16 protein-coding genes are annotated in these 17,994 nt (G+C 71.8%); 11 read left to right on the plus strand and 5 right to left on the minus strand.

Annotated elements, in window-relative coordinates; translation table 11 throughout:
* Positions 1 to 8 precede the first annotated feature (8 nt).
* Together AAC944_RS27435 and AAC944_RS27440 are read left to right on the plus strand one after the other, a co-directional pair.
* Positions 9 to 1,568 (plus strand): APC family permease, encoded by a 1,560-nt coding sequence (locus AAC944_RS27435; RefSeq protein ID WP_030622577.1) that lies wholly within the window; start codon positions 9 to 11, stop codon positions 1,566 to 1,568.
* Positions 1,558 to 3,123, plus strand: coding sequence for a GMC family oxidoreductase (locus tag AAC944_RS27440; RefSeq protein WP_030622571.1), 1,566 nt, complete (start codon positions 1,558 to 1,560; stop codon positions 3,121 to 3,123). Before AAC944_RS27435 ends, AAC944_RS27440 begins: the two co-directional genes overlap by 11 nt.
* On the opposite strand, the gene AAC944_RS27445 is transcribed toward AAC944_RS27440, so the two are convergent.
* The gene (locus AAC944_RS27445) at positions 3,120 to 3,959 is read right to left on the minus strand and encodes an ANTAR domain-containing protein (protein WP_196943289.1); all 840 of its coding nucleotides are present in this window, start codon (positions 3,957 to 3,959) and stop codon (positions 3,120 to 3,122) included. The two genes, AAC944_RS27440 and AAC944_RS27445, sit on opposite strands and share 4 nt — an antisense overlap.
* A 119-nt stretch (positions 3,960 to 4,078) precedes the next feature.
* Between AAC944_RS27445 and AAC944_RS27450 the strand changes: the two genes are divergently transcribed.
* The gene (locus AAC944_RS27450; RefSeq protein WP_063760013.1) at positions 4,079 to 5,089 is read left to right on the plus strand and encodes an AraC family transcriptional regulator; all 1,011 of its coding nucleotides are present in this window, start codon (positions 4,079 to 4,081) and stop codon (positions 5,087 to 5,089) included.
* 10 nt (positions 5,090 to 5,099) lie between these two features.
* On the opposite strand, the gene AAC944_RS27455 is transcribed toward AAC944_RS27450, so the two are convergent.
* The 3 genes from AAC944_RS27455 to AAC944_RS27465 all read right to left on the minus strand — a co-directional run bounded on the left by AAC944_RS27455 (position 5,100) and on the right by AAC944_RS27465 (position 8,816).
* Complete coding sequence (locus AAC944_RS27455) at positions 5,100 to 5,651, minus strand: hypothetical protein (protein WP_030622561.1); 552 nt, start codon at positions 5,649 to 5,651, stop codon at positions 5,100 to 5,102.
* Positions 5,652 to 5,719: 68 nt separating this feature from the next.
* Positions 5,720 to 7,348 (minus strand): M4 family metallopeptidase, encoded by a 1,629-nt coding sequence (locus AAC944_RS27460; RefSeq protein WP_030622559.1) that lies wholly within the window; start codon positions 7,346 to 7,348, stop codon positions 5,720 to 5,722.
* A 208-nt stretch (positions 7,349 to 7,556) separates the two neighbouring features.
* Positions 7,557 to 8,816, minus strand: coding sequence for an SLC13 family permease (locus AAC944_RS27465; RefSeq protein ID WP_030622556.1), 1,260 nt, complete (start codon positions 8,814 to 8,816; stop codon positions 7,557 to 7,559).
* 245 nt (positions 8,817 to 9,061) lie between these two features.
* On the opposite strand from AAC944_RS27465, the gene AAC944_RS27470 reads away from it, so the two are divergent.
* From AAC944_RS27470 to AAC944_RS27505, 8 genes are all read left to right on the plus strand, one after another.
* Positions 9,062 to 9,451 carry a cell division protein SepF gene (locus AAC944_RS27470; protein ID WP_030622554.1) on the plus strand — a complete coding sequence of 130 codons (390 nt, stop codon included), beginning with the start codon at positions 9,062 to 9,064 and terminating at the stop codon, positions 9,449 to 9,451.
* Between the two features lie 176 nt (positions 9,452 to 9,627).
* On the plus strand, positions 9,628 to 11,100 hold the full coding sequence (locus AAC944_RS27475) for an AAA family ATPase (RefSeq protein ID WP_368396467.1): 1,473 nt from the start codon (positions 9,628 to 9,630) through the stop codon (positions 11,098 to 11,100).
* On the plus strand, positions 11,097 to 11,441 hold the full coding sequence (locus tag AAC944_RS27480) for a nucleotide pyrophosphohydrolase (protein WP_030622550.1): 345 nt from the start codon (positions 11,097 to 11,099) through the stop codon (positions 11,439 to 11,441). The genes AAC944_RS27475 and AAC944_RS27480 overlap by 4 nt, the downstream gene beginning before the upstream one ends.
* 133 nt (positions 11,442 to 11,574) lie before the next feature.
* A complete protein-coding gene (locus AAC944_RS27485) occupies positions 11,575 to 12,042 on the plus strand; it encodes a DUF6099 family protein (RefSeq protein ID WP_030622547.1) in 468 nt (155 codons plus the stop codon).
* A gap of 137 nt (positions 12,043 to 12,179) precedes the next feature.
* Positions 12,180 to 13,103, plus strand: a complete 924-nt coding sequence (locus AAC944_RS27490) for an LLM class F420-dependent oxidoreductase (RefSeq protein WP_030622546.1) — start codon at positions 12,180 to 12,182, stop codon at positions 13,101 to 13,103.
* Between the two features lie 217 nt (positions 13,104 to 13,320).
* Positions 13,321 to 14,547, plus strand: coding sequence for an arginine deiminase (arcA, locus tag AAC944_RS27495; protein ID WP_030622544.1), 1,227 nt, complete (start codon positions 13,321 to 13,323; stop codon positions 14,545 to 14,547).
* A 218-nt stretch (positions 14,548 to 14,765) separates the two neighbouring features.
* Positions 14,766 to 15,770 (plus strand): ornithine carbamoyltransferase, encoded by a 1,005-nt coding sequence (argF, locus tag AAC944_RS27500; RefSeq protein ID WP_030622542.1) that lies wholly within the window; start codon positions 14,766 to 14,768, stop codon positions 15,768 to 15,770.
* Between the two features lie 202 nt (positions 15,771 to 15,972).
* Positions 15,973 to 17,394 carry an amino acid permease gene (locus AAC944_RS27505; RefSeq protein ID WP_030622540.1) on the plus strand — a complete coding sequence of 474 codons (1,422 nt, stop codon included), beginning with the start codon at positions 15,973 to 15,975 and terminating at the stop codon, positions 17,392 to 17,394.
* Between the two features lie 144 nt (positions 17,395 to 17,538).
* Here the strand turns inward: AAC944_RS27505 and AAC944_RS27510 are convergent, their stop codons facing one another.
* Positions 17,539 to 17,964 carry an ATP-binding protein gene (locus AAC944_RS27510; protein ID WP_030622537.1) on the minus strand — a complete coding sequence of 142 codons (426 nt, stop codon included), beginning with the start codon at positions 17,962 to 17,964 and terminating at the stop codon, positions 17,539 to 17,541.
* Between the last annotated feature and the right edge of the window lie 30 nt (positions 17,965 to 17,994).

Consider the following 17,994-nt stretch of genomic DNA (forward strand, 5'->3'; position numbering starts at 1 on the left):
GAACGCCCTTGCCGCTCTCCGACGACGAAAGATCAGCGCAGGACGACGCCGGGCTGGCCGAGTTCGGCTACCGGCCCGAACTGAAACGCACCCTCGGCAACTTCCACACCTTCGCCGCCGGGATCAGCTACATCTCCATCCTGACCGGCACCTTCCAGCTCTTCTACTTCGGCTACGGGCACGGCGGCCCCGCCTACTGGTGGTCCTGGCCCCTGGTCTTCGCGGGCCAGCTGATGATCGCGCTGTCCTTCGCCGAGCTCGCGGCCCGCCACCCCGTCGCCGGCTCGGTCTACAACTGGGCGAAACGGCTCGGCAACCCGCACATCGGCTGGCTCGCCGGCTGGATGATGCTCGTCGCCTCCATCGTCTCGCTCTCCGCCGTGGCGCTCGCGTACCAGCTCACGCTGCCGCAGATCTCCAGCGCCTTCCAGATCGTCGGGGACGGCAGCGGCCGGTACGACACCGCCACCAACGGCGTGCTGCTCGCCGGCGTCCTGATCCTCTTCACCACCCTGGTCAACGCCTTCGGCGTGAAGCTGATGGCCCGCATCAACACCGCGGGCGTCTTCATCGAGCTGATCGCCACCGTCGTGCTGATCGTGCTGTTCGCCGTGCACGTGGTGCGCGGCCCGGACGTCGTCCTGGAGACCCACCACGCCGGGAACGGCCAGAGCTTCGGCTACCTGGGCGCCTTCCTCACCGCCTCGCTCGCCTCCGCCTACGTCATGTACGGCTTCGACACCGCGGCCTCGCTGGGCGAGGAGTCCCTCGACCCCTCCCGCAACGCGCCCCGCGCCATCCTCCGCGCGCTGCTCGCCTCCTTCGTCCTCGGCGGCCTGATCCTGCTGCTCGCCCTGATGAGCGTGCGCAGCCTGAACGGCGAGGGACTGGCCACCGACGGCCTCCAGTACGTCGTGCTGGACGTGCTCGGCGACACCGTCGGCAAGGCGATGCTGTGGTGCGTCCTGATCGCCGTGACGGTCTGCGCGCTGGCCGTGCACACCGCCGCCATCCGGCTGGCCTTCGCCATGTCGCGGGACAACAACCTGCCCGCCGCCGCGCTGCTCGCCCGGGTCAGCCCGCGGTTTCAAACGCCCGTGCTGCCCGCCGTGCTCGTCGGCGCGCTCTCCCTCGGCGTCCTGCTGATCAACATCCGCCAGCCGCAGATCTTCTCCGTCGTCACCAGCATCGGCATCATCATGATCTACGGCGCCTATCTGCTGGTCACCACGCCGATGCTGATCGCCCGGCTGCGCGGCCGCTGGCGGCCGGCCCCCGGCCGCTTCTCCCTCGGCCGCTGGGGCCTGCCGGTCAACGTCCTCGCCGTCCTGTGGGGCATCGGCATGATCGTCAACCTCGCCTGGCCCCGCGAGGCCGTCTACAACGCGACCCCGCCGCACCACTGGTACCTGCGCTGGGGCGCCGTCCTCTTCGTGGGCGCCGTCGCCCTCGGCGGCTTCGCCTACTACTGGTTCGTCCAGCGCCACCGCACGGGCGTGCTCGCCGAACACGCCGCCCGGCAGCCCGCATCCGACAACGAGGAGAGGACGCCCACCCATGTCCGGTGAAGCCGAAGAGTTCGACTACGTCGTCGTCGGCGGCGGCACGGCCGGCAACGTCGTCGCCGCCCGGCTCAGCGAGGATCCCGCCGTCACCGTCTGCCTCCTGGAGGCCGGCCCCTCCGACGTCGGCGACGACAACGTGCTCCGCCTGGAACGCTGGATGGGCCTGCTGGAATCCGGTTACGACTGGGACTACCCCGTCGAGCCCCAGGAGAACGGCAACAGCTTCATGCGGCACGCCAGAGCGAAGGTGCTGGGCGGCTGTTCCTCCCACAACTCCTGCATCGCCTTCTGGGCCCCGGCCGAGGACCTCGACGACTGGGCGGCGGGCGGTTGTACGGGCTGGGGCGCGAAGGACACCTTCCCGCTCTACCGGCGCCTGGAGTCCAACGACGCGCCCGGCGACCACCACGGCCGCACCGGCCCCGTCACCCTGCGCACCATCAAGGGTGCCGACCCCTGCGGCAGCGCCCTCCTGGCGGCCTGCGCCCAGCACGGCATCCCCACCACCCCGTTCAACACCGGCACGACCGTGCTCCGCGGCGCCAACTGGTTCCAGATCAACTCCGACGAGCACAACATCCGCCAGTCCTCGTCCGTGGCCTACCTCCACCCGATCCTCGGCCGCCGCCCCAACCTGGAGGTCCGCACCGGCGTCCGCGCCAAGCAGCTGATCATCGACGAGAGCCGCCGCTGCACCGGCGCGAGCTACCTCGACCCCGACCTGATCCACACCCGTACCGTCCGTGCCCGCCGCGAAGTCATCGTCTCCTGCGGCGCCATCGACACCCCCAAGCTGCTGATGCTCTCCGGCATCGGACCCGCCGCCCACCTGCGCGACACCGGCGTGGACGTCCTCGTGGACTCACCCGGCGTCGGCGAGAACCTCCAGGACCACCCCGAGGGCGTCATCATGTGGGAGGCGAAACAGCCCATGGTGACCAGCTCCCACCAATGGTGGGAGATCGGCATCTTCGCCGACACCGAACCGGGCCTGGACCGCCCGGACCTGATGTTCCACTACGGCTCCGTGCCCTTCGACCTGAACACCGCCCGGCACGGCTACCCCACCTCCGAGAACGCCTTCTGCCTCACCCCGAACGTCACCCGCGCCCGCTCCCGCGGCACGGTCCGGCTGCGCACCCGCGACTTCCGCGACAAGCCGAAGGTCGACCCCCGCTACTTCACCCACGAGCACGACGTACGGGTGATGACCTACGGGCTGCGCCTCGCCCGGGAGATCGCCGCACAGCCGGCGCTCGCGGACTGGGCGGGCGCCGAACTGGCCCCCGGCCCGGACGTCCGGACCGACGAGGAGCTGCTGGACTACATCGCCAAGACGCACAACACCGTCTACCACCCGGCCTGCACGGTGAAGATGGGCGCGGACGACGACGCCATGGCACCGCTGGACGCCCGGCTCCGGGTCAAGGGGATCCAGGGACTGCGCGTCGCGGACGGCTCGGTCATGTCGGACCTGGTCACCGTCAACCCCTGCATCACCACGATGATGATCGGCGAGAAGTGCGCCGACCTGCTGAAGGAGGACGCCGCCCGCTAACGCCTCTCCTTGGGGCCCTTCTTGCGGAACGGGTCGGGCGGGGAGCCGTCCACGACCGAGCGCGCGAGGTCGTGGAGATTGCGCTGGTGCGCACGCGCGTACCGGCGCAGCTCCGTGAACGCCCCGTCCGTAGGAACGCCGAAACGCTCCGCGAGCATCCCCTTGGCCTGCTCGATGACGATCCGGCTGCGCAGCGCCTGTTCCAGCTGGCCGACCTGGTCCCGGGTGCGGCGGTGCCGCAGGTGCAGCGCGGCGGCCTCGGCCAGCGCCCGCGCCGGAACCGCGCGCTCCGGCGGCAGGGAGGCGTCCGAGTCGTGATAGAGCACCAGCGCGCCCAGCGCCGGCCCGAGCCGGCCGCCCGCGGCCGGCGTGTCCTCCGGCCCGGCCACCGTCAGCGGCACCGCACTGACCCGGCGGATCCCCAGCTCCTGCGCCCGCGCGGCGAACCGCGGCCAGCGGGTGGTGGCCGCCGCGTCCGCCAGCGGTACCTCGTCCGCGGGAGCGCCGGCCAGGCAGTCCCGTACCGGGCCCTGACCGAGTTTCTCCTCCAGCTCACCCAGCGCCTCGGCCCGCTGTCCCGAGGCGGCGGTGACGGGTGGCCGCCCGGCCAGCACGGCCACCGCTTCCGGCGCGGTCCGGCCGCCCAGCAGGCCCACGTAACCGATCAGGGCCGCGGCGTGCCGGGCCGGCTCCCGGTCGGCGGACGAGGCAAGATCCAGCAGCGCCCCGGTCAGCAGCCGTTCGCGCTCAGGGCCCGCAGGAGCGGCTGACGGGCCTCGCGGGCCGTCCGGATCCGCCGCGTCCATGGCGAGGCGCGGCGCGGGAAAAGCCTCCATCAGAACAGTCAATGCCCGGGGCAAGCCCGCCGATATCCACTATGCGTAGGGTAAGTACACCAAGCGCAGTCGGCTGCTCACCGTGCGCTGACGGCGGACGGCCGAAGAAGGGAGCAGTGATGCCCGGGGAACGCGGCGGCAGGGCACCGCGGACGACAGCGGTGGGAAGCGGCCCCGTGCCGGCGTTCCGCACCACCGACGTCGAGCGGGCCCGCGCCTGGATCGCCGACACCCTGTCCTATCCGGTGGCGCTCGACCCCCTCACGGACCCCGCGGACTTCGCCTTCACCACGAGCGCGGTACGACTGGGCCAGGTCACCTTCGCCACGGTCAGCTACGGCACCGACGTACTCAGCAAGAGCGAGGGGCTGGGCAGCGCGTACCACGTCAACGTGCCGGTCAGCGGGCAGGCGGTGCAGTCGCACCGGGGCGAGGTGTTCCGGGCCACGGCTACCGACGGCCGGGTCCCGGTCTTCGAACCGACCGGCGCCCTCACCGGCGAACTGGACGCCGAGGCCGAGGTACTGGCCCTGAGCTTCGACCGGCAGGCCGTGGAGAGCGCTCTGGAGGAACACCTCGAACACTCGGTACGGCCCCTGCACTTCCCCGGCGGCCTGGACCCCCACCGGGGCCGCGGGCAGACCCTGACCGCGCTGGCCGGGGTCGTCGCCGGCGAACTGCGCGCACCCACCGGCCTCCTGGCACACCCGCCGGTGGCCACCGGACTCGCGGACTCGCTCCTCACGACGATGCTGTACGCCGCCCCGCACCAGTACCGCGAGGAGCTGGCCTCTCCGGCGACGCGCACCTGCCCCCGCCCGGTCAAGCGGGCCGTCGACGCCATGCAGGCCGACCCCGCGCACCCCTTCACGCTGCGGGAACTGGCCCGGCTCGCCGGGGTCGCGCCCCGCTCCCTGCAGGCCGGTTTCCAGCAGCACCTGGAGACGACGCCGATGGCGTACCTGCGCCGGCTGCGGCTGGAGCGCGCCCACCGCGACCTGGCCTGCCACGGCCCCGCCGGGTCGGTCACCGAGATCGCGGGCCGCTGGGGCTTCACGCACCTGGGCCGCTTCGCCGCCGCCTACCGCGCCCGTTACGGCGTGCTGCCCTCGCAGGCGCACCGCCGCTGAGGGATCGGGATTATTTCCCCTGGTGGGCGTCGCGCGCGGTGTCGACGAACGCCTCCAGCGCGGCCCAGAAGGGGGAGTACGCGGCGTCGAACCGTGCTTCGGCGGCGGCCCAGTCCGCCCCGCCCGGGCCGGCCGCCAGCGCCTGCTTGATCGCGGCGTGGAAGTCGCCCGTCGACTTCTGGATGCGGAGCGCCGCGGCGGCCGCCGGCAGCGGCCCCTCCAGCTCCACGACCCGCACACAGCGGCGGATCTTGGCGTACTCCGCCACCTGCCGCTCGCGGAGCTGCTCCAGGGTCGCCGTGCTCCCATCGGCGTCCGGCTCCCGCAGCACGTCCGAGACCTCCCACAACAACTCGCCCATCCGGTGCGTCTGTTCGATCAGATCCAAGTAGGCGGTGCGGCGGCTCTCCCGGAGCCGTTCGCGGCGCTGGGAGTCGGCCGCGGTCTCGGCCTGGATGCGGGCGGCCCGCGTGCTGCCGCGGCTGGTGACCCAGCTGGCCAGCACGGCGGTACCGCCGGTGACCGCGGCGATCGACAGGGTCCACAGGGTGCTTTCGGCCATGGTCGGCAACCGTACCGGCCGGGCGGAGGGGACGCCCGGCCGGTACGGGCCCCGCGGGGCGTACCGGCTCAGCCGACGGAGACCGCCGACCAGGCCGCGGCCACCGCGTTCCGCTCGGCGCTGTCCGCGCCGTACAGGTCCCGCGCCGCGTTCAGCGTGGCGGTGCGCGCTGCGGCGTAGTTCGTGCCGGAGGTCATGTAGACCGTCAGCGCCCGGTACCAGATCGTGCCGAGCTTGTCCTTGCCGATGCCCTGCACGGTGCTTCCGTTGCAGGTGGGGGAGGTGTGCGTGACCCCGCCGATGACCTTCTGGCCGCTGCCCTCGGCGAGCAGGTACGCGAAGTGGTTGGCGACCCCGGACGAGTGGTGCACGTCCAGGTTCTTCACCGACGAGTTCCAGCAGTCCGCCGACTTGGTGTCCTTGGACGGCTTGTCCATGTAGCGCAGCGCGGCCTGCCCGAAGTCCGGCCGGACGATCTTCTCGCCGATGAGGTAGTCACCGGGGTCGTTCGCGTTCTTCGCGTAGAACTCCACGAGCGTGCCGAAGATGTCGGACGTCGCCTCGTTCAGGCCGCCGGACTCACCGCTGTACGTGAGGTTCGCGGTCGCCGCTGTGACGCCGTGGGACATCTCGTGCCCGGCCACGTCGAGCGCGACCAGCGGCCCGAAGACCTTGCCGTCGCCGTCCCCGTAGGTCATGCAGAAGCAGGTGTCGTCCCAGAAGGCGTTGTTGTAGCCGTTCCCGTAGTGCACGCGGTTGTAGGAGCCCTTGCCGTCCCCGGCGATGCCGTTCCGCGCGTGCACGTTCTTGAAGTAGTCCCAGGTGGTGTCCGTACCGTACTGGGCGTCGACCGCGGCCGAGGCGCGGTCGGCGGTGGTGCCGCTGCCCCAGTGGTTGTCGGCGTCGGTGAAGAGGTCGGCCGGGGCGCGGCCCCAGCAGATGCCGAGGATGCAGGAGTCGGTCCTGTTCCGCGCGTCGCCGGTGTAGGTGCCGCCGCGGGTGGCGTCCTTGAGCTGATACGTGTCGCCGGACCTGCTGGTCTCCAGCGGCACGGTCCCGCCGTACAGCGACTTCCCGTCCCCCGCCACGGTGTTCAGCCGGTCCCAGGAGTCGATCTCCTTGCCGGTGAGGGCGTTGGTGAGCACGACGTGTGCCTCGGGGTTGCCCTTCGCGTCCTGCCCGGCCGCCGTGGTCCGCCAGGCGAGCTGCGGAGCGCCGTGCAGCGCGTCGATGACCAGCAGCGGCTTGGCGGCGACCTTGCGCAGCGTGGTGCCGCGGTGCGCGGTACGCAGCGCGGCGGTGCCCAGCCCCGCCGCCTTCGTCGCGCTGACCGCGGGCTCGACGGTGGGGACGGCGAGGTCGCTGCGGGTGGCGCGGGAGGCGCCGCGGTACGTGCCGTCGGGGGCGAGGTGGACCACCAGGTCGCCGCCGAGCACGGGCAGTCCGCCGAAGGACCGGTCGTAGCGGACGTGCCGGCTGCCGTCGGGGTCGATGACGACATCGCGTACGGAGGTCTTCTGGGCGGCGGTGACGGCGAGCTGGGTGGCGTGCGCGGCGAGCGCGGAGTCGGCGCTGCGCACGGCCTCGGCGCGGTCGGGAGCGGGCCGGGCGGTGGCGGTCGCGGGCAGGACGGCGGCGACCAGTGCGGCCGCCGCCGTGGCTATGACACCGGTGGCGAGACGCGGTCTCGATCTCATCGGACTCCTCGGACAGCAGGGCAGCGCCCGGCGCCCCGGCGCGCTGATGGCGAGTCACATTAAGCGTCCATGACAACAGCCTGTCCATACCCTGCGGCGGACGGGCACATACCCGGCACGCGACCTGCGCTTCGCGCCCGCGCAGGGCACACGCCGCGCACCGCCCCGGTCCCCTCGTCGGCGGTCCGGCCCGTCGCTCCGCCCGCCGTCAGCCGCCGCCGAGCACCCGCAGCGCCCCCCAGAGCGCCACCACCGCCAGGGACAGCGTGGCGGGCACCGTGATCAGCCCGAGCCGGGTGAAGTCCTTCAGCATCACATCGGTGTCGTGCGTGTGCAGGATGCGCCGCCACAGGAGCGTGGCCAGGGAACCGGCATAGGTCAGATTCGGACCGATGTTGACACCGAGCAGGACCGCGAGCACCGCACCCGGACCGGCCGGCGCGGCCAGCGGGACCAGGACGAGGACGGCCGGCAGGTTGTTGATCACATTGGCCAGTACGGCCGCCAGCGCCGCGGCGCCGAGCAGCGCCGGCAGCGACGTACCGTCCGGGACCAGACGGCCGAGCGCGTCGGCGAGCCCGTTGTCGACCACCGCGCGCACCACGATGCCCAGCGCCAGGACGAAGGCGAGGAACGGCAGCGAGACCGAGCCCAGCAGCGCACGGACGGTCGTCCGGCGGCGGCTGAGCGTACGCACCGCGAGCACCAGCGCGCCGGCGGCCGCCGCCCATGCCGGCTCGATGCCGAACGCGGAGGCGACGACGAAACCCGCCAGCGTGCAGACCACGGTGACCAGCGCGAACATCGGCACCTCCGGCGCCTCCGCAGCACTCGCCGACGGCGACTTCGCATCGAGGTCGGCGGCGAAGTACCGGCGGAACACCAGGTATTCGGTACCGATGGCGACCAGCCACGGCAGCACCATGAGCGCGGCGAACCGCGTGAAGCTCAGCCCGCTCGCCGTGAACGCGAGCAGATTGGTCAGGTTGGAGACCGGCAGCAGCAACGAGGCGGTGTTCGACAGGTGCGCGCAGGCGTAGACGTGCGGCCGCGCACGGGCGCCCAGCCGGGCGGCCGTCGCGAGGACGACCGGGGTCAGCAGCACGACGGTGGCGTCCAGGCTCAGTACGGCAGTGATCGCCGAGGCGAGAACGAACACCGCGGCCAGCAGCTTCCGGGGCCGGCCGGCGGCCGCGCGGGCCATCCAGGCGCCGCACGCCTCGAAGAGCCCTTCGTCGGCGCACAGCCGCGCCAGCACCAGCACCGCCGCCAGGAAGCCGATCACCGGGCCGAGCCGCGCGGCCTCCTCACGCGCGTGGTCCAGCGGGATCGCCCCCGCCGCGACGACGACAGCCGCGGCCGGCACCGCGACGGCCGCCTCCGGCAGCCGGAACGGCCGTACCACCGCACACACGAGCACGACGACGAGCAGAACCGCGGAGAGCGCCTCCGCGAAGGGGGAGTTCAGGATGGATCCTTTCGACTGGTCCGTACGCCCGGTCCGTACACCTGATCCGTACGCCTGGTCCGTACGTCCGGGGAAGGTCGGACAAATGTCGCAGAGTATGCGCTGGCCAGGCGTCATGGTGCAGGATGGGGGCAGCGGATGACGCCGAACGCGTGTCACGCGCGGTCAGTTTTGTATGTATATCCCTAGAATTGCTCGATGCAGATATCGCAGATGCCCAGCGCCCTTGCGAGCGAGGTGATCCGGTGACCCGCCCCGACGCCACCGACGAACAGTGGGAGGGCCTCGCTGAGGTCGTCCCGCTGCGAGGTGGCCGCGAGTGGCCCTCGTGGCCCGACCACCGGGCCCTCCCGGACGACGAGCCGGGCGAGGCCTCCCGGCGGTTCATCGTGATCCGCGTCCAGACCTTCGCGGACGCCCGCGAGGTCGCCGAACACCTCATGGCCCAGGTGCCCGTCCTGCTCGACCTGAGCAGCGCCGACACCGACGTGGCCAAGCGCATCCTCGACTTCTCCAGCGGCGTCGTCTTCGGCATCGGCAGCGGCATGCACCGCGTCGACACCAACGTCTTCCTGCTCGCCCCGGTGGGCACCGAGGTCGACGAGCCGCGCGCGGGAACGGTCCCGCACCAGTGAGCGCGGGGGCGCGCCGGCAGGTGCGCGGGCGCCGAACCGCGCCCTGATGTGCGACGACGGGCCACTCCCGAAGGGCGCGGGCCGCACCCGTAGGCGCCGCGCCCGCGTCCCCCGTTCGTAGGAAGGGCTTTCCGGCGTAACGGTTCTTCGCACGCCGGCTCTCTAGCGTTCCTGCCATGGACCCCTGGAGCCGCACCGACGGCACCGACGAGGACACCACGACCCGCACGGCGGACCCGAGCCCGCCCGTGCCGGTGAGAGCCGACCGGCCCGGCCTCGCCGCACCGGACACCGAGGCGACCGTACCGCCCCCGCGCCCCCTCATCACCGAACTCCGGCTCTCCGCCTTCAAGTCCCACCGCGGCGCCACCTACCCGCTCGGCCCGCTCACCCTCTTCGCCGGCCCCAGCGGCAGCGGCAAGTCCAGCGCCCTCCAGGCGTACGGCCTGCTCGTCCGGCTCGGCGCCGGCGACCCGCTGGACCGCGCGCTCGGCGCCGTACCGGGCGGTGCTGCGGCCTGCGTACCGGACCGCGCGGCGCCGGACGAGCAGGGCAGACGCGGCTTCCGCATCGGCTGCACCGTCGACGGGCCGGCCGGCCCGGTGCGCCTCGACGTCGCCGTACAGACCGAGCCCGAGCTGCGGTTCGCCGGCGAACGGCTCACCGGCAGCGGCCGCACCCTGTTCACCACAGCCCTCACCGACCCCGGCCGCCGCACCGTCCAGGCCGCGTGGCACACCGCCGGCCCCGTGCCGGTCACCCGCGCGCCGCTCCCCGACGACCGGCTGGGCACCGCACTGCTGCCGCTGCGCGTCGCGGGCACGACAGCGGGCCAGCGCCTCGTCCTGGCCGCCGCCGAACAGACCCTGATCGCCCTGCGCTCCTCCTTCCCCTGCGACCCACGGCCCGAGGCCGTACGGGCCTGCACACGGGGCGTGGGCCGAACGGGGCGGACGGGGGCGGGGGCCGGTGCGGGGGCGGCTGCTGCGGCGAGTCCCGGCAGCAACGCCGAGGCGGGTTCCGGTGGTGCGTCAGGCCCTGCGGGCCGGCCGCCGCAGCAGCAGCACGCGGAGGCGGCCCGGCTGCGCCCGGACTGCGGCAACCTCGCCGCCGTACTGGAGCGCACGAGCCGGGAGTGCGCCACCCGTCACGCGGCGCTCGTCGACGCGGTGCGTGCCGGCTGCTCGGGCCCGGTGACGGACGTACGGGCTGACGTACGGACCGGCGTACGGACGGACGTGGGGACGGACACCGGCGTACGGCACGACGAGGTACAGCGGGACGAAGTGCGTCGCGGCGACGCGGCGGCGGTGCGGGCCGTGCTGGAGCGGGGCGGTGGGCTCGGGGCGATGCCGGTGGACCGGCTGGGCGACGGCGAACTGCGCTACCTCGCGCTGGCGCTGGTACTGCTGACCGGCCCCGGCGTGCTCGCCGTCGACCCGGTGGCCGAGGTGCTGCCGGCCCGTCAGGTGCTGACCGTGGTGGCGGACGGACTGGACCGCTGCCTGGACCGGCGGCAGTCGGCAGCGCTGTTCGAGCTGGCCGTACGGATGGCGGCGCGCGGACACGTCCGGCTGCTGGGGACGGTGACGGATGCCTCGGCCGCCGCGCGGCTGCCCGGAATCAAGGTGCTACACCTGGGAGCATGAGTGAAGATCTTCGGACCCTGCAGCGCAGGCTGGCCGATTTCGCGGCGGCCCGCGACTGGCAGCAGTACCACACCCCCAAGAACCTCGCCGCGGCGCTCAGCGTCGAGGCGTCCGAACTGGTCGAGATTTTCCAGTGGCTGACCCCTGAGCAGTCCGCCAAGATCATGACCGATCCGGAATCCGCCGCCCGCGTCGAGGACGAAGTGGCCGATGTGCTGGCGTACCTGCTCCAGTTCTGCGGCGTACTGGGCATCGACGCGGCGGCCGCGCTGGCCGCGAAGATCGAGCGCAATGAGGAACGATTCCCCGCGAATCGACCCGATCGTCACTCTCCGGAGTGATGGATCTCGCAAACTCGCCTTAGTTGTCCACAGATTTGCGAATTACTCTAGCGCTTTCGGCGGTTTCAGTTCACTCTGGGTAGTGGAAGGTGTGCGCAAGGCAGTGGACGAGGGGCAAGGGAAGGGGTCGTGCATGGATGCGGTGCGGATCATCGCGGCCAGTCGGCACGGTCTGGCCCAGGCGCGGACGGTCCAGGACATCGTCATAGAGGCGTGGCAGGCGCAGGCCTTGGCGGAGGCGGTCGGCAGTCTCCTGGCGATATCCGGACCGTTCGAGGTGCGGGCCAAAGCGCGAAGGCTGGGCGAGGCGGGAGGCCGGTCGGGCGCAGCAGTGCTGTGTCCGGTACCGAGATCCTACGGCCCCAGGGCGGCCCAGCTGTCCGAAGTCCAGGATCACAAGGTCGCGTTGACCGACCTGTGCGGACTGCTGGCCGAGGTGTGCGAAGCGCTGGTGGGCGTCGTCTGCGCGGCGGAGGAGGACGGACTGTACTGGACGTGTGTGGAGGCGATGGACGCGGCCGACGAGTCCCGGGACCGCGCCGCCGCGATCCTCAAGCAACTCCTGGTCCGGGACCGCCTCCACGACCACGACCCGGCCTGACCCGCGACGCCGAGCGCTGCGACTCCGTCGTCTGCCGTACGACGAGTTCGGGCTCCCGGGGGAACGGTGGGGGACCGGGCGGGGTGAAGGGGTGGTGGTGCGGGGGTGGGGGGAGGGGGCGGGGGAAGATGGGAGGCATGGATCTGCGAATCTTCACCGAGCCCCAGCAAGGCGCCAGCTACGACACCCTCCTCACCGTCGCCAAGGCCACCGAGGACCTCGGCTTCGACGCGTTCTTCCGGTCGGACCATTACCTGCGGATGGGCGCGGTGGACGGGCTGCCCGGCCCCACCGACGCCTGGATCACCCTCGCCGGGCTCGCCCGTGAGACCAGGCGCATCCGGCTCGGCACGCTGATGACCGCCGGTACGTTCCGGCTGCCCGGCGTGCTCGCGATCCAGGTCGCGCAGGTGGACCAGATGTCCGGCGGCCGGGTCGAGCTCGGCCTGGGCGCGGGCTGGTTCGAGGAGGAGCACAAGGCGTACGGCATCCCGTTCCCCAAGGAGAAGTTCGGTCGGCTGGAGGAGCAGCTGGCGATCGTCACCGGACTGTGGGGCACGCCGGTCGGCGAGGAGTTCTCGTACGACGGGACGTACTACCAGCTGGAGAAGTCCCCGGCGCTGCCCAAGCCCGCGCAGACGAAGGTGCCGGTGCTGATCGGCGGGCACGGCGCGACGCGCACCCCGCGGCTGGCCGCCCGGTACGCCGACGAGTTCAACATCCCGTTCGCCTCGCTGGACGACACCCGGCGGCAGTTCGGGCGGGTGCGGGCCGCGGCCGAGGAGGTGGGCCGTAAGGGCGACGACCTGGTGTACTCCAACGCGTTGGTCGCCTGCGTGGGCAAGGACGACGCCGAGGTGGCGCGCCGTGCCGCGGTGATCGGGCGCGAGGTGGAGGAGCTGAAGGCCAACGGTCTGGCGGGTTCGCCGGCCGAGGTGGTCGACAAGATCGGCCGGTACGCGGAGGCGGGTGCCTCCCGGATCTACCTCCAGATGCTGGACCTCGACGACCTCGACCACCTGGAGATCATTTCCTCGCAGGTCCAGAGCCAGCTGCGGTAAGGGCCAGTGAGGCAGGAGCCGGCTGGGGTGGTACGACCCGTCGGCCGGGGAAGCCCTTGCGCCGGGCGGGCGGGGCTGTGCGAGCAGGCGGCTCGCGCGTCCCCGCCCGTACCCCGGTGGTGAATGTGGGGTGCGGGAAGCGCCGCGGAGCGGACCGCGCCGCACCCGGCTCGGTGTAAGCCGAGTGATCATCGTCGAATCCGGCCAGGATGGGGGGATGGGATTCCATGTCGACTCAGAGGTCGGTCATCTCCGCCGGGTCATCCTGCACCGTCCCGACCTGGAGCTGAAGCGGCTCACCCCGTCCAACAAGGACGCGTTGCTCTTCGACGACGTGCTGTGGGTACGCCGCGCGCGGGCCGAGCACGACGCCTTCGCCGACACCCTGCGCGACCGCGGCGTCGAGGTGCACCTGTTCGGGGACCTGCTGGCGGAGAGCCTGCGGGTCCCCGAGGCGCGGGAGCTGGTGCTGGACCGGGTCTTCGACGAGAAGGAGTACGGGCCGCTGGCGACCGATCACATCCGCGCGGCGTTCGCCGAGCTGCCGCTCGCGGAGCTGGTGGAGGCGCTGATCGGGGGGATGACGAAGCGGGAGTTCCTGGAGCGCACGCCCGAGCCGACCTCGGTGCGCTTCCATGTGATGGACCTGGACGACTTCCTGCTGCCGCCGCTGCCGAACCATCTCTTCACGCGGGACACCTCGGCGTGGGTGTACGACGGGGTGTCGGTGAACGCGATGCGGTGGCCGGCCCGGCAGCGCGAGACGGTCCACTACGAGGCGATCTACCGGCACCATCCGCTGTTCACGCACGAACGGTTCCATGTGTGGTCCGAGGGCCAGGCGGCGTACCCGTCGACCATCGAGGGCGGCGACGTACTGGTGATCGGCAACGGCGCCGTGCTGATCGGGATGAGCGAGCGGACCACGCCGCAGGCGGTGGAGATGCTGGCACGCGGGCTGTTCGCGGCCGGTTCGGCGCAGACGATCGTGGCGCTGGACATGCCCAAACGACGGGCCTTCATGCATCTGGACACGGTGATGACGATGGTGGACGGCGATACGTTCACCCAGTACGCGGGCCTGGGGATGCTGCGCTCGTACACGATCGAGCCGGGCGCGAACGAGCAGGAGCTGAAGGTCACCGACCATCCGCCGGAGCACATGCACCGGGCGATCGCGGCGGCGCTCGGCCTGGACGGTGTGCGGGTGCTGACCGCGACGCAGGACGTGCATGCCGCGGAGCGCGAGCAGTGGGACGACGGCTGCAACGTGCTGGCGGTGGAGCCCGGGGTGGTCGTGGCGTACGAGCGGAACGTCACGACCAATACGTTTCTGCGCAAGCGCGGCATCGAGGTCATCACGATCCCGGGGAGCGAACTGGGGCGGGGGCGCGGTGGACCGCGCTGCATGAGCTGCCCGGTGGAGCGTGACGGGATCGGGTGAGCGGCCGGGGCCGGGTGGAGGGGATCGGGTGAGCGGCGGGCCGGGAGGTGCGGGGGCCGGGTGAGCGGCGGGGCCGGGTGGGCGGCGGCAGTCCCGGCCCAGGGGCCGCCGCCGCCCTGGGACGGGTGTCCGGAGGTACCCTTCGTATAGACATACGGTTAGTCGTATATGATTCCATCATTCGACCGTTCCCGTTCGCCGCGACCTAGGAGCCTGCCATGGCGATCAACCTCACGGGCCGCCACTTCCTCAAGGAGCTGGACTTCACCGCCGAGGAGTTCCGCAGCCTGATCGACCTCGCCGCGGAGCTGAAGGCCGCCAAGCGTGCGGGTACCGAGGAGCAGCGGCTGAAGGGCCGCAACATCGCCCTGATCTTCGAGAAGACCTCCACCCGTACACGCTGCTCCTTCGAGGTCGCGGCCGCCGACCAGGGCGCCCGCACGACGTACCTGGACCCCTCCGGCTCGCAGATCGGGCACAAGGAGTCGGTGAAGGACACGGCCCGCGTGCTCGGCCGGATGTTCGACGCGATCGAGTACCGGGGCAGCGCGCAGGAGAACGTCGAGGAGCTGGCGGCCCACGCCGGCGTGCCCGTCTACAACGGCCTCACCGACGAGTGGCACCCCACCCAGATGCTCGCCGACGTACTCACCATGATCGAGCACAGCCCCGGCCGGGAGCTGTCCGGGCTGGCCTTCGCGTACCTCGGTGACGCCCGCTACAACATGGGCAACTCCTACCTGGTCACCGGCGCCCTGCTCGGCATGGACGTACGCATCGTCGCGCCGAAGAAGCTCTGGCCCGAGGAGTCGGTGATCGCGAGCGCCCGGAAGCTGGCGGAGCGGAGCGGCGCCCGGGTCACCCTGACCGAGGACGTCACCGAAGGCGTGCGCGGCGCGGACTTCGTCGCCACCGACATCTGGGTGTCGATGGGCGAGCCGAAGGAGGTCTGGGACGAGCGGATCGCGCTGCTCAGCCCGTACGCCGTGACGATGGACGTACTGCGCGCCACGGGCAAGGAGGACGTGAAGTTCCTGCACTGCCTGCCGGCCTTCCACGACCTCGGCACGGCGGTGGGCCGGGAGATCTACGCCCAGCACGGCCTGGAGTCGCTGGAGGTCACGGACGAGGTCTTCGAGTCGGAGCACTCCGTGGTCTTCGACGAGGCGGAGAACCGCATGCACACGATCAAGGCGGTCATGGTGGCCACGCTGGGCCGCTGACCTCCGCTGACCTCCGCGGCCCGGTCGCGGCCGGCCGCAGGGATCGCATGGGTCGCATACAAATACGCCCTAATGGGCGATCATGCACCGATTCGGTTACCATCGCAATCGAACCTCGGGGGACGGGCCCACCGGCCCGTCCCCTTCTCGTGTCCGCTCACCCGCACCGGGCACCTCGCACCACCAGGAAGAGAACCACCCCATGTCCGTGTCCGGACTGCGCATCAAGTCCCCTGACCTGCTCGTCGCCGAATCCGGCACGGACCTCGAAGGCCATGGCCTCAAGCGCACCATGGGCCTCTTCCAGCTGGTCTGCTTCGGGGTGGGGGCGATCGTCGGCACCGGCATCTTCGTCGGGCTGTCCGACACCGTCGCCGAGGCCGGCCCGGCCGTCGTCGTCTCGTTCGTGCTCGCCGCGATCACCTGCGTCTTCACCGCCTTCTCCTTCGCGGAGCTGGGCGGCGCGATCCCGGTCTCCGGCAGCTCGTACTCCTATGCGTACGCCACGCTCGGCGAGCGCACCGCCTTCCTCGTCGGCTGGTGCCTGCTCCTGGAGTACGGCGTGTCGGTCTCGGCGGTCTCGGTGGGCTGGGGCCAGTACCTGAACGAGCTGCTGGACAGCCTGGTCGGCTGGCAGCTGCCCGCCGCGCTGTCCGCGCCGCCCGGTGACGGCGGCATCGTCAACGTCCCGGCCGTCGTCGTGATGCTGCTCGCTGCCACGCTCCTGGTACGCGGCATCCGGGAGAGCGCCCGGGCCACCGCGGCGATGGCCGTCCTGAAGATCGGCGTGCTGGTCCTGTTCTGCGCGATCGCGTTCACCGCGTTCCAGGACGGCAATCTGTCGCCGTTCGCCGCGCAGGGTGTCGCAGGCGTCACGTCCGGCGCCTCCGTCGCGTTCTTCTCGTACATCGGCTTCGACGCGGTCACCACGGCGGGCGAGGAGGTCAGGAATCCGCGGCGGAACGTGCCCGCCGCGATCCTGATCTGCATCGGCGTGGTCACCGTGCTGTACTGCCTGGTCGCCCTCGCCGCGATCGGCGCGCTCTCCGCCGACGACGTGGCCGACAAGCCCGCCGCGCTCTCCCTGATCGTCGACCGGGTCACCGGGTCCGCGCTGGGCGGCGGGATCATCGCCTTCGGCGCGGTGGTGGCGATCGCGTCCGTCGTCCTCGCGGTGATGTACGGCCAGACCCGCATCCTGATGTCGATGTCCCGGGACGGGCTGATCCCGCGGGTCTTCGAACGGATCTCGCCGAAGACGTCGACGCCGGTCCAGGGCACCTGGATCGTCGCCGTCGTCTTCGCGATCCCGGCCGCCGTGGTGCCGCTGGACGTGGTCATGAATCTGACCACCATCGGGACCCTCGCGGTCATGGCCGTGGTCAACGTCTGCGTCATGCGGCTGCGCCGCACCCGGCCCGACCTGCCGCGCCGCTTCCGGGTGCCGCTCTTTCCGGTCAGCCCGCTGCTGGGCATCGCGTTCTGCCTGTACCTGATCTACGGCACGGGCCCGGCCACCTGGCTGCAGTTCGCCGCCTTCCTGGTGGTCGGCGCGCTGGTGTACGCGCTGTACGGGCGGCGGCATTCGCGGCTTGGGGGGGCTGGGGTGGAATCGGTGGGCTGAGTGACGCCGAAGGGGTGAATTTCCCTGGCAGGGCCCCTCCCTCTCCCCAACCACCGGCGGCAGGCCCCTCCCCCACCTCCACCGCACCCCCCGACCGTACCGCCCCCGACCCGCCCCCTCGCCCCCCTGTGGATAACCCCCACCTCAAGCCGGCGGCTCCGCCGGCAGCCGGAACCACACCACCTTGCCCTGCTCGGTCGGCCGGTAGCCGGAGTCCGCGCTGAGGGTGCGGATCAGCAGCAGGCCCCGGCCGCCCTCGTCCAGCAGGTCCGTCTCCGGGAAGGCGTCGTCGCCCAGCCCCTCGACCGGCGCCGGATCGTTGTCGTGCACCTCCACGTGCTGATGACCGCTCGGCAGGACCTCGACGACCAGCTCGATCGGCTTGTCGCCCGCGGTGTGCTCGACCGCGTTGGCCACCAGCTCGGCGGTGAGCAGCTCGGCCGTGTCGCTGTCCGCCGGTACCCGCATGTCGGCGAAGGCCTTGCGGATCAGGGCACGCGCGATCGGCACCGCGGCTGTGGTGTGCGGCAGCGTGATCCGCCAGGACGACGGGGCGGCTGGCTCCGGCAAGGTGCGCTTCCGTTCACGGGGACGGTACGG

The organism is Streptomyces sclerotialus, from assembly GCF_040907265.1.
GTDB classification, from domain to species: Bacteria; Actinomycetota; Actinomycetes; order Streptomycetales; family Streptomycetaceae; genus Streptomyces; species Streptomyces sclerotialus.

What these genes read in the sequence shown, in the direction of transcription:
- AAC944_RS27440 (WP_030622571.1), top strand. Translation starts at nt 1,558, where the DNA reads ATGTCCGGTGAAGCCGAAGAGTTCGACTACGTCGTCGTCGGCGGCGGC.
- AAC944_RS27445 (WP_196943289.1), bottom strand. Translation starts at nt 3,959, where the DNA reads ATGGAGGCTTTTCCCGCGCCGCGCCTCGCCATGGACGCGGCGGATCCG.
- AAC944_RS27450 (WP_063760013.1), top strand. Translation starts at nt 4,079, where the DNA reads ATGCCCGGGGAACGCGGCGGCAGGGCACCGCGGACGACAGCGGTGGGA.
- AAC944_RS27455 (WP_030622561.1), bottom strand. Translation starts at nt 5,651, where the DNA reads ATGGCCGAAAGCACCCTGTGGACCCTGTCGATCGCCGCGGTCACCGGC.
- AAC944_RS27460 (WP_030622559.1), bottom strand. Translation starts at nt 7,348, where the DNA reads ATGAGATCGAGACCGCGTCTCGCCACCGGTGTCATAGCCACGGCGGCG.
- AAC944_RS27475 (WP_368396467.1), top strand. Translation starts at nt 9,628, where the DNA reads ATGGACCCCTGGAGCCGCACCGACGGCACCGACGAGGACACCACGACC.
- AAC944_RS27480 (WP_030622550.1), top strand. Translation starts at nt 11,097, where the DNA reads ATGAGTGAAGATCTTCGGACCCTGCAGCGCAGGCTGGCCGATTTCGCG.
- AAC944_RS27485 (WP_030622547.1), top strand. Translation starts at nt 11,575, where the DNA reads ATGGATGCGGTGCGGATCATCGCGGCCAGTCGGCACGGTCTGGCCCAG.
- AAC944_RS27490 (WP_030622546.1), top strand. Translation starts at nt 12,180, where the DNA reads ATGGATCTGCGAATCTTCACCGAGCCCCAGCAAGGCGCCAGCTACGAC.
- arcA (WP_030622544.1), top strand. Translation starts at nt 13,321, where the DNA reads ATGGGATTCCATGTCGACTCAGAGGTCGGTCATCTCCGCCGGGTCATC.
- argF (WP_030622542.1), top strand. Translation starts at nt 14,766, where the DNA reads ATGGCGATCAACCTCACGGGCCGCCACTTCCTCAAGGAGCTGGACTTC.
- AAC944_RS27505 (WP_030622540.1), top strand. Translation starts at nt 15,973, where the DNA reads ATGTCCGTGTCCGGACTGCGCATCAAGTCCCCTGACCTGCTCGTCGCC.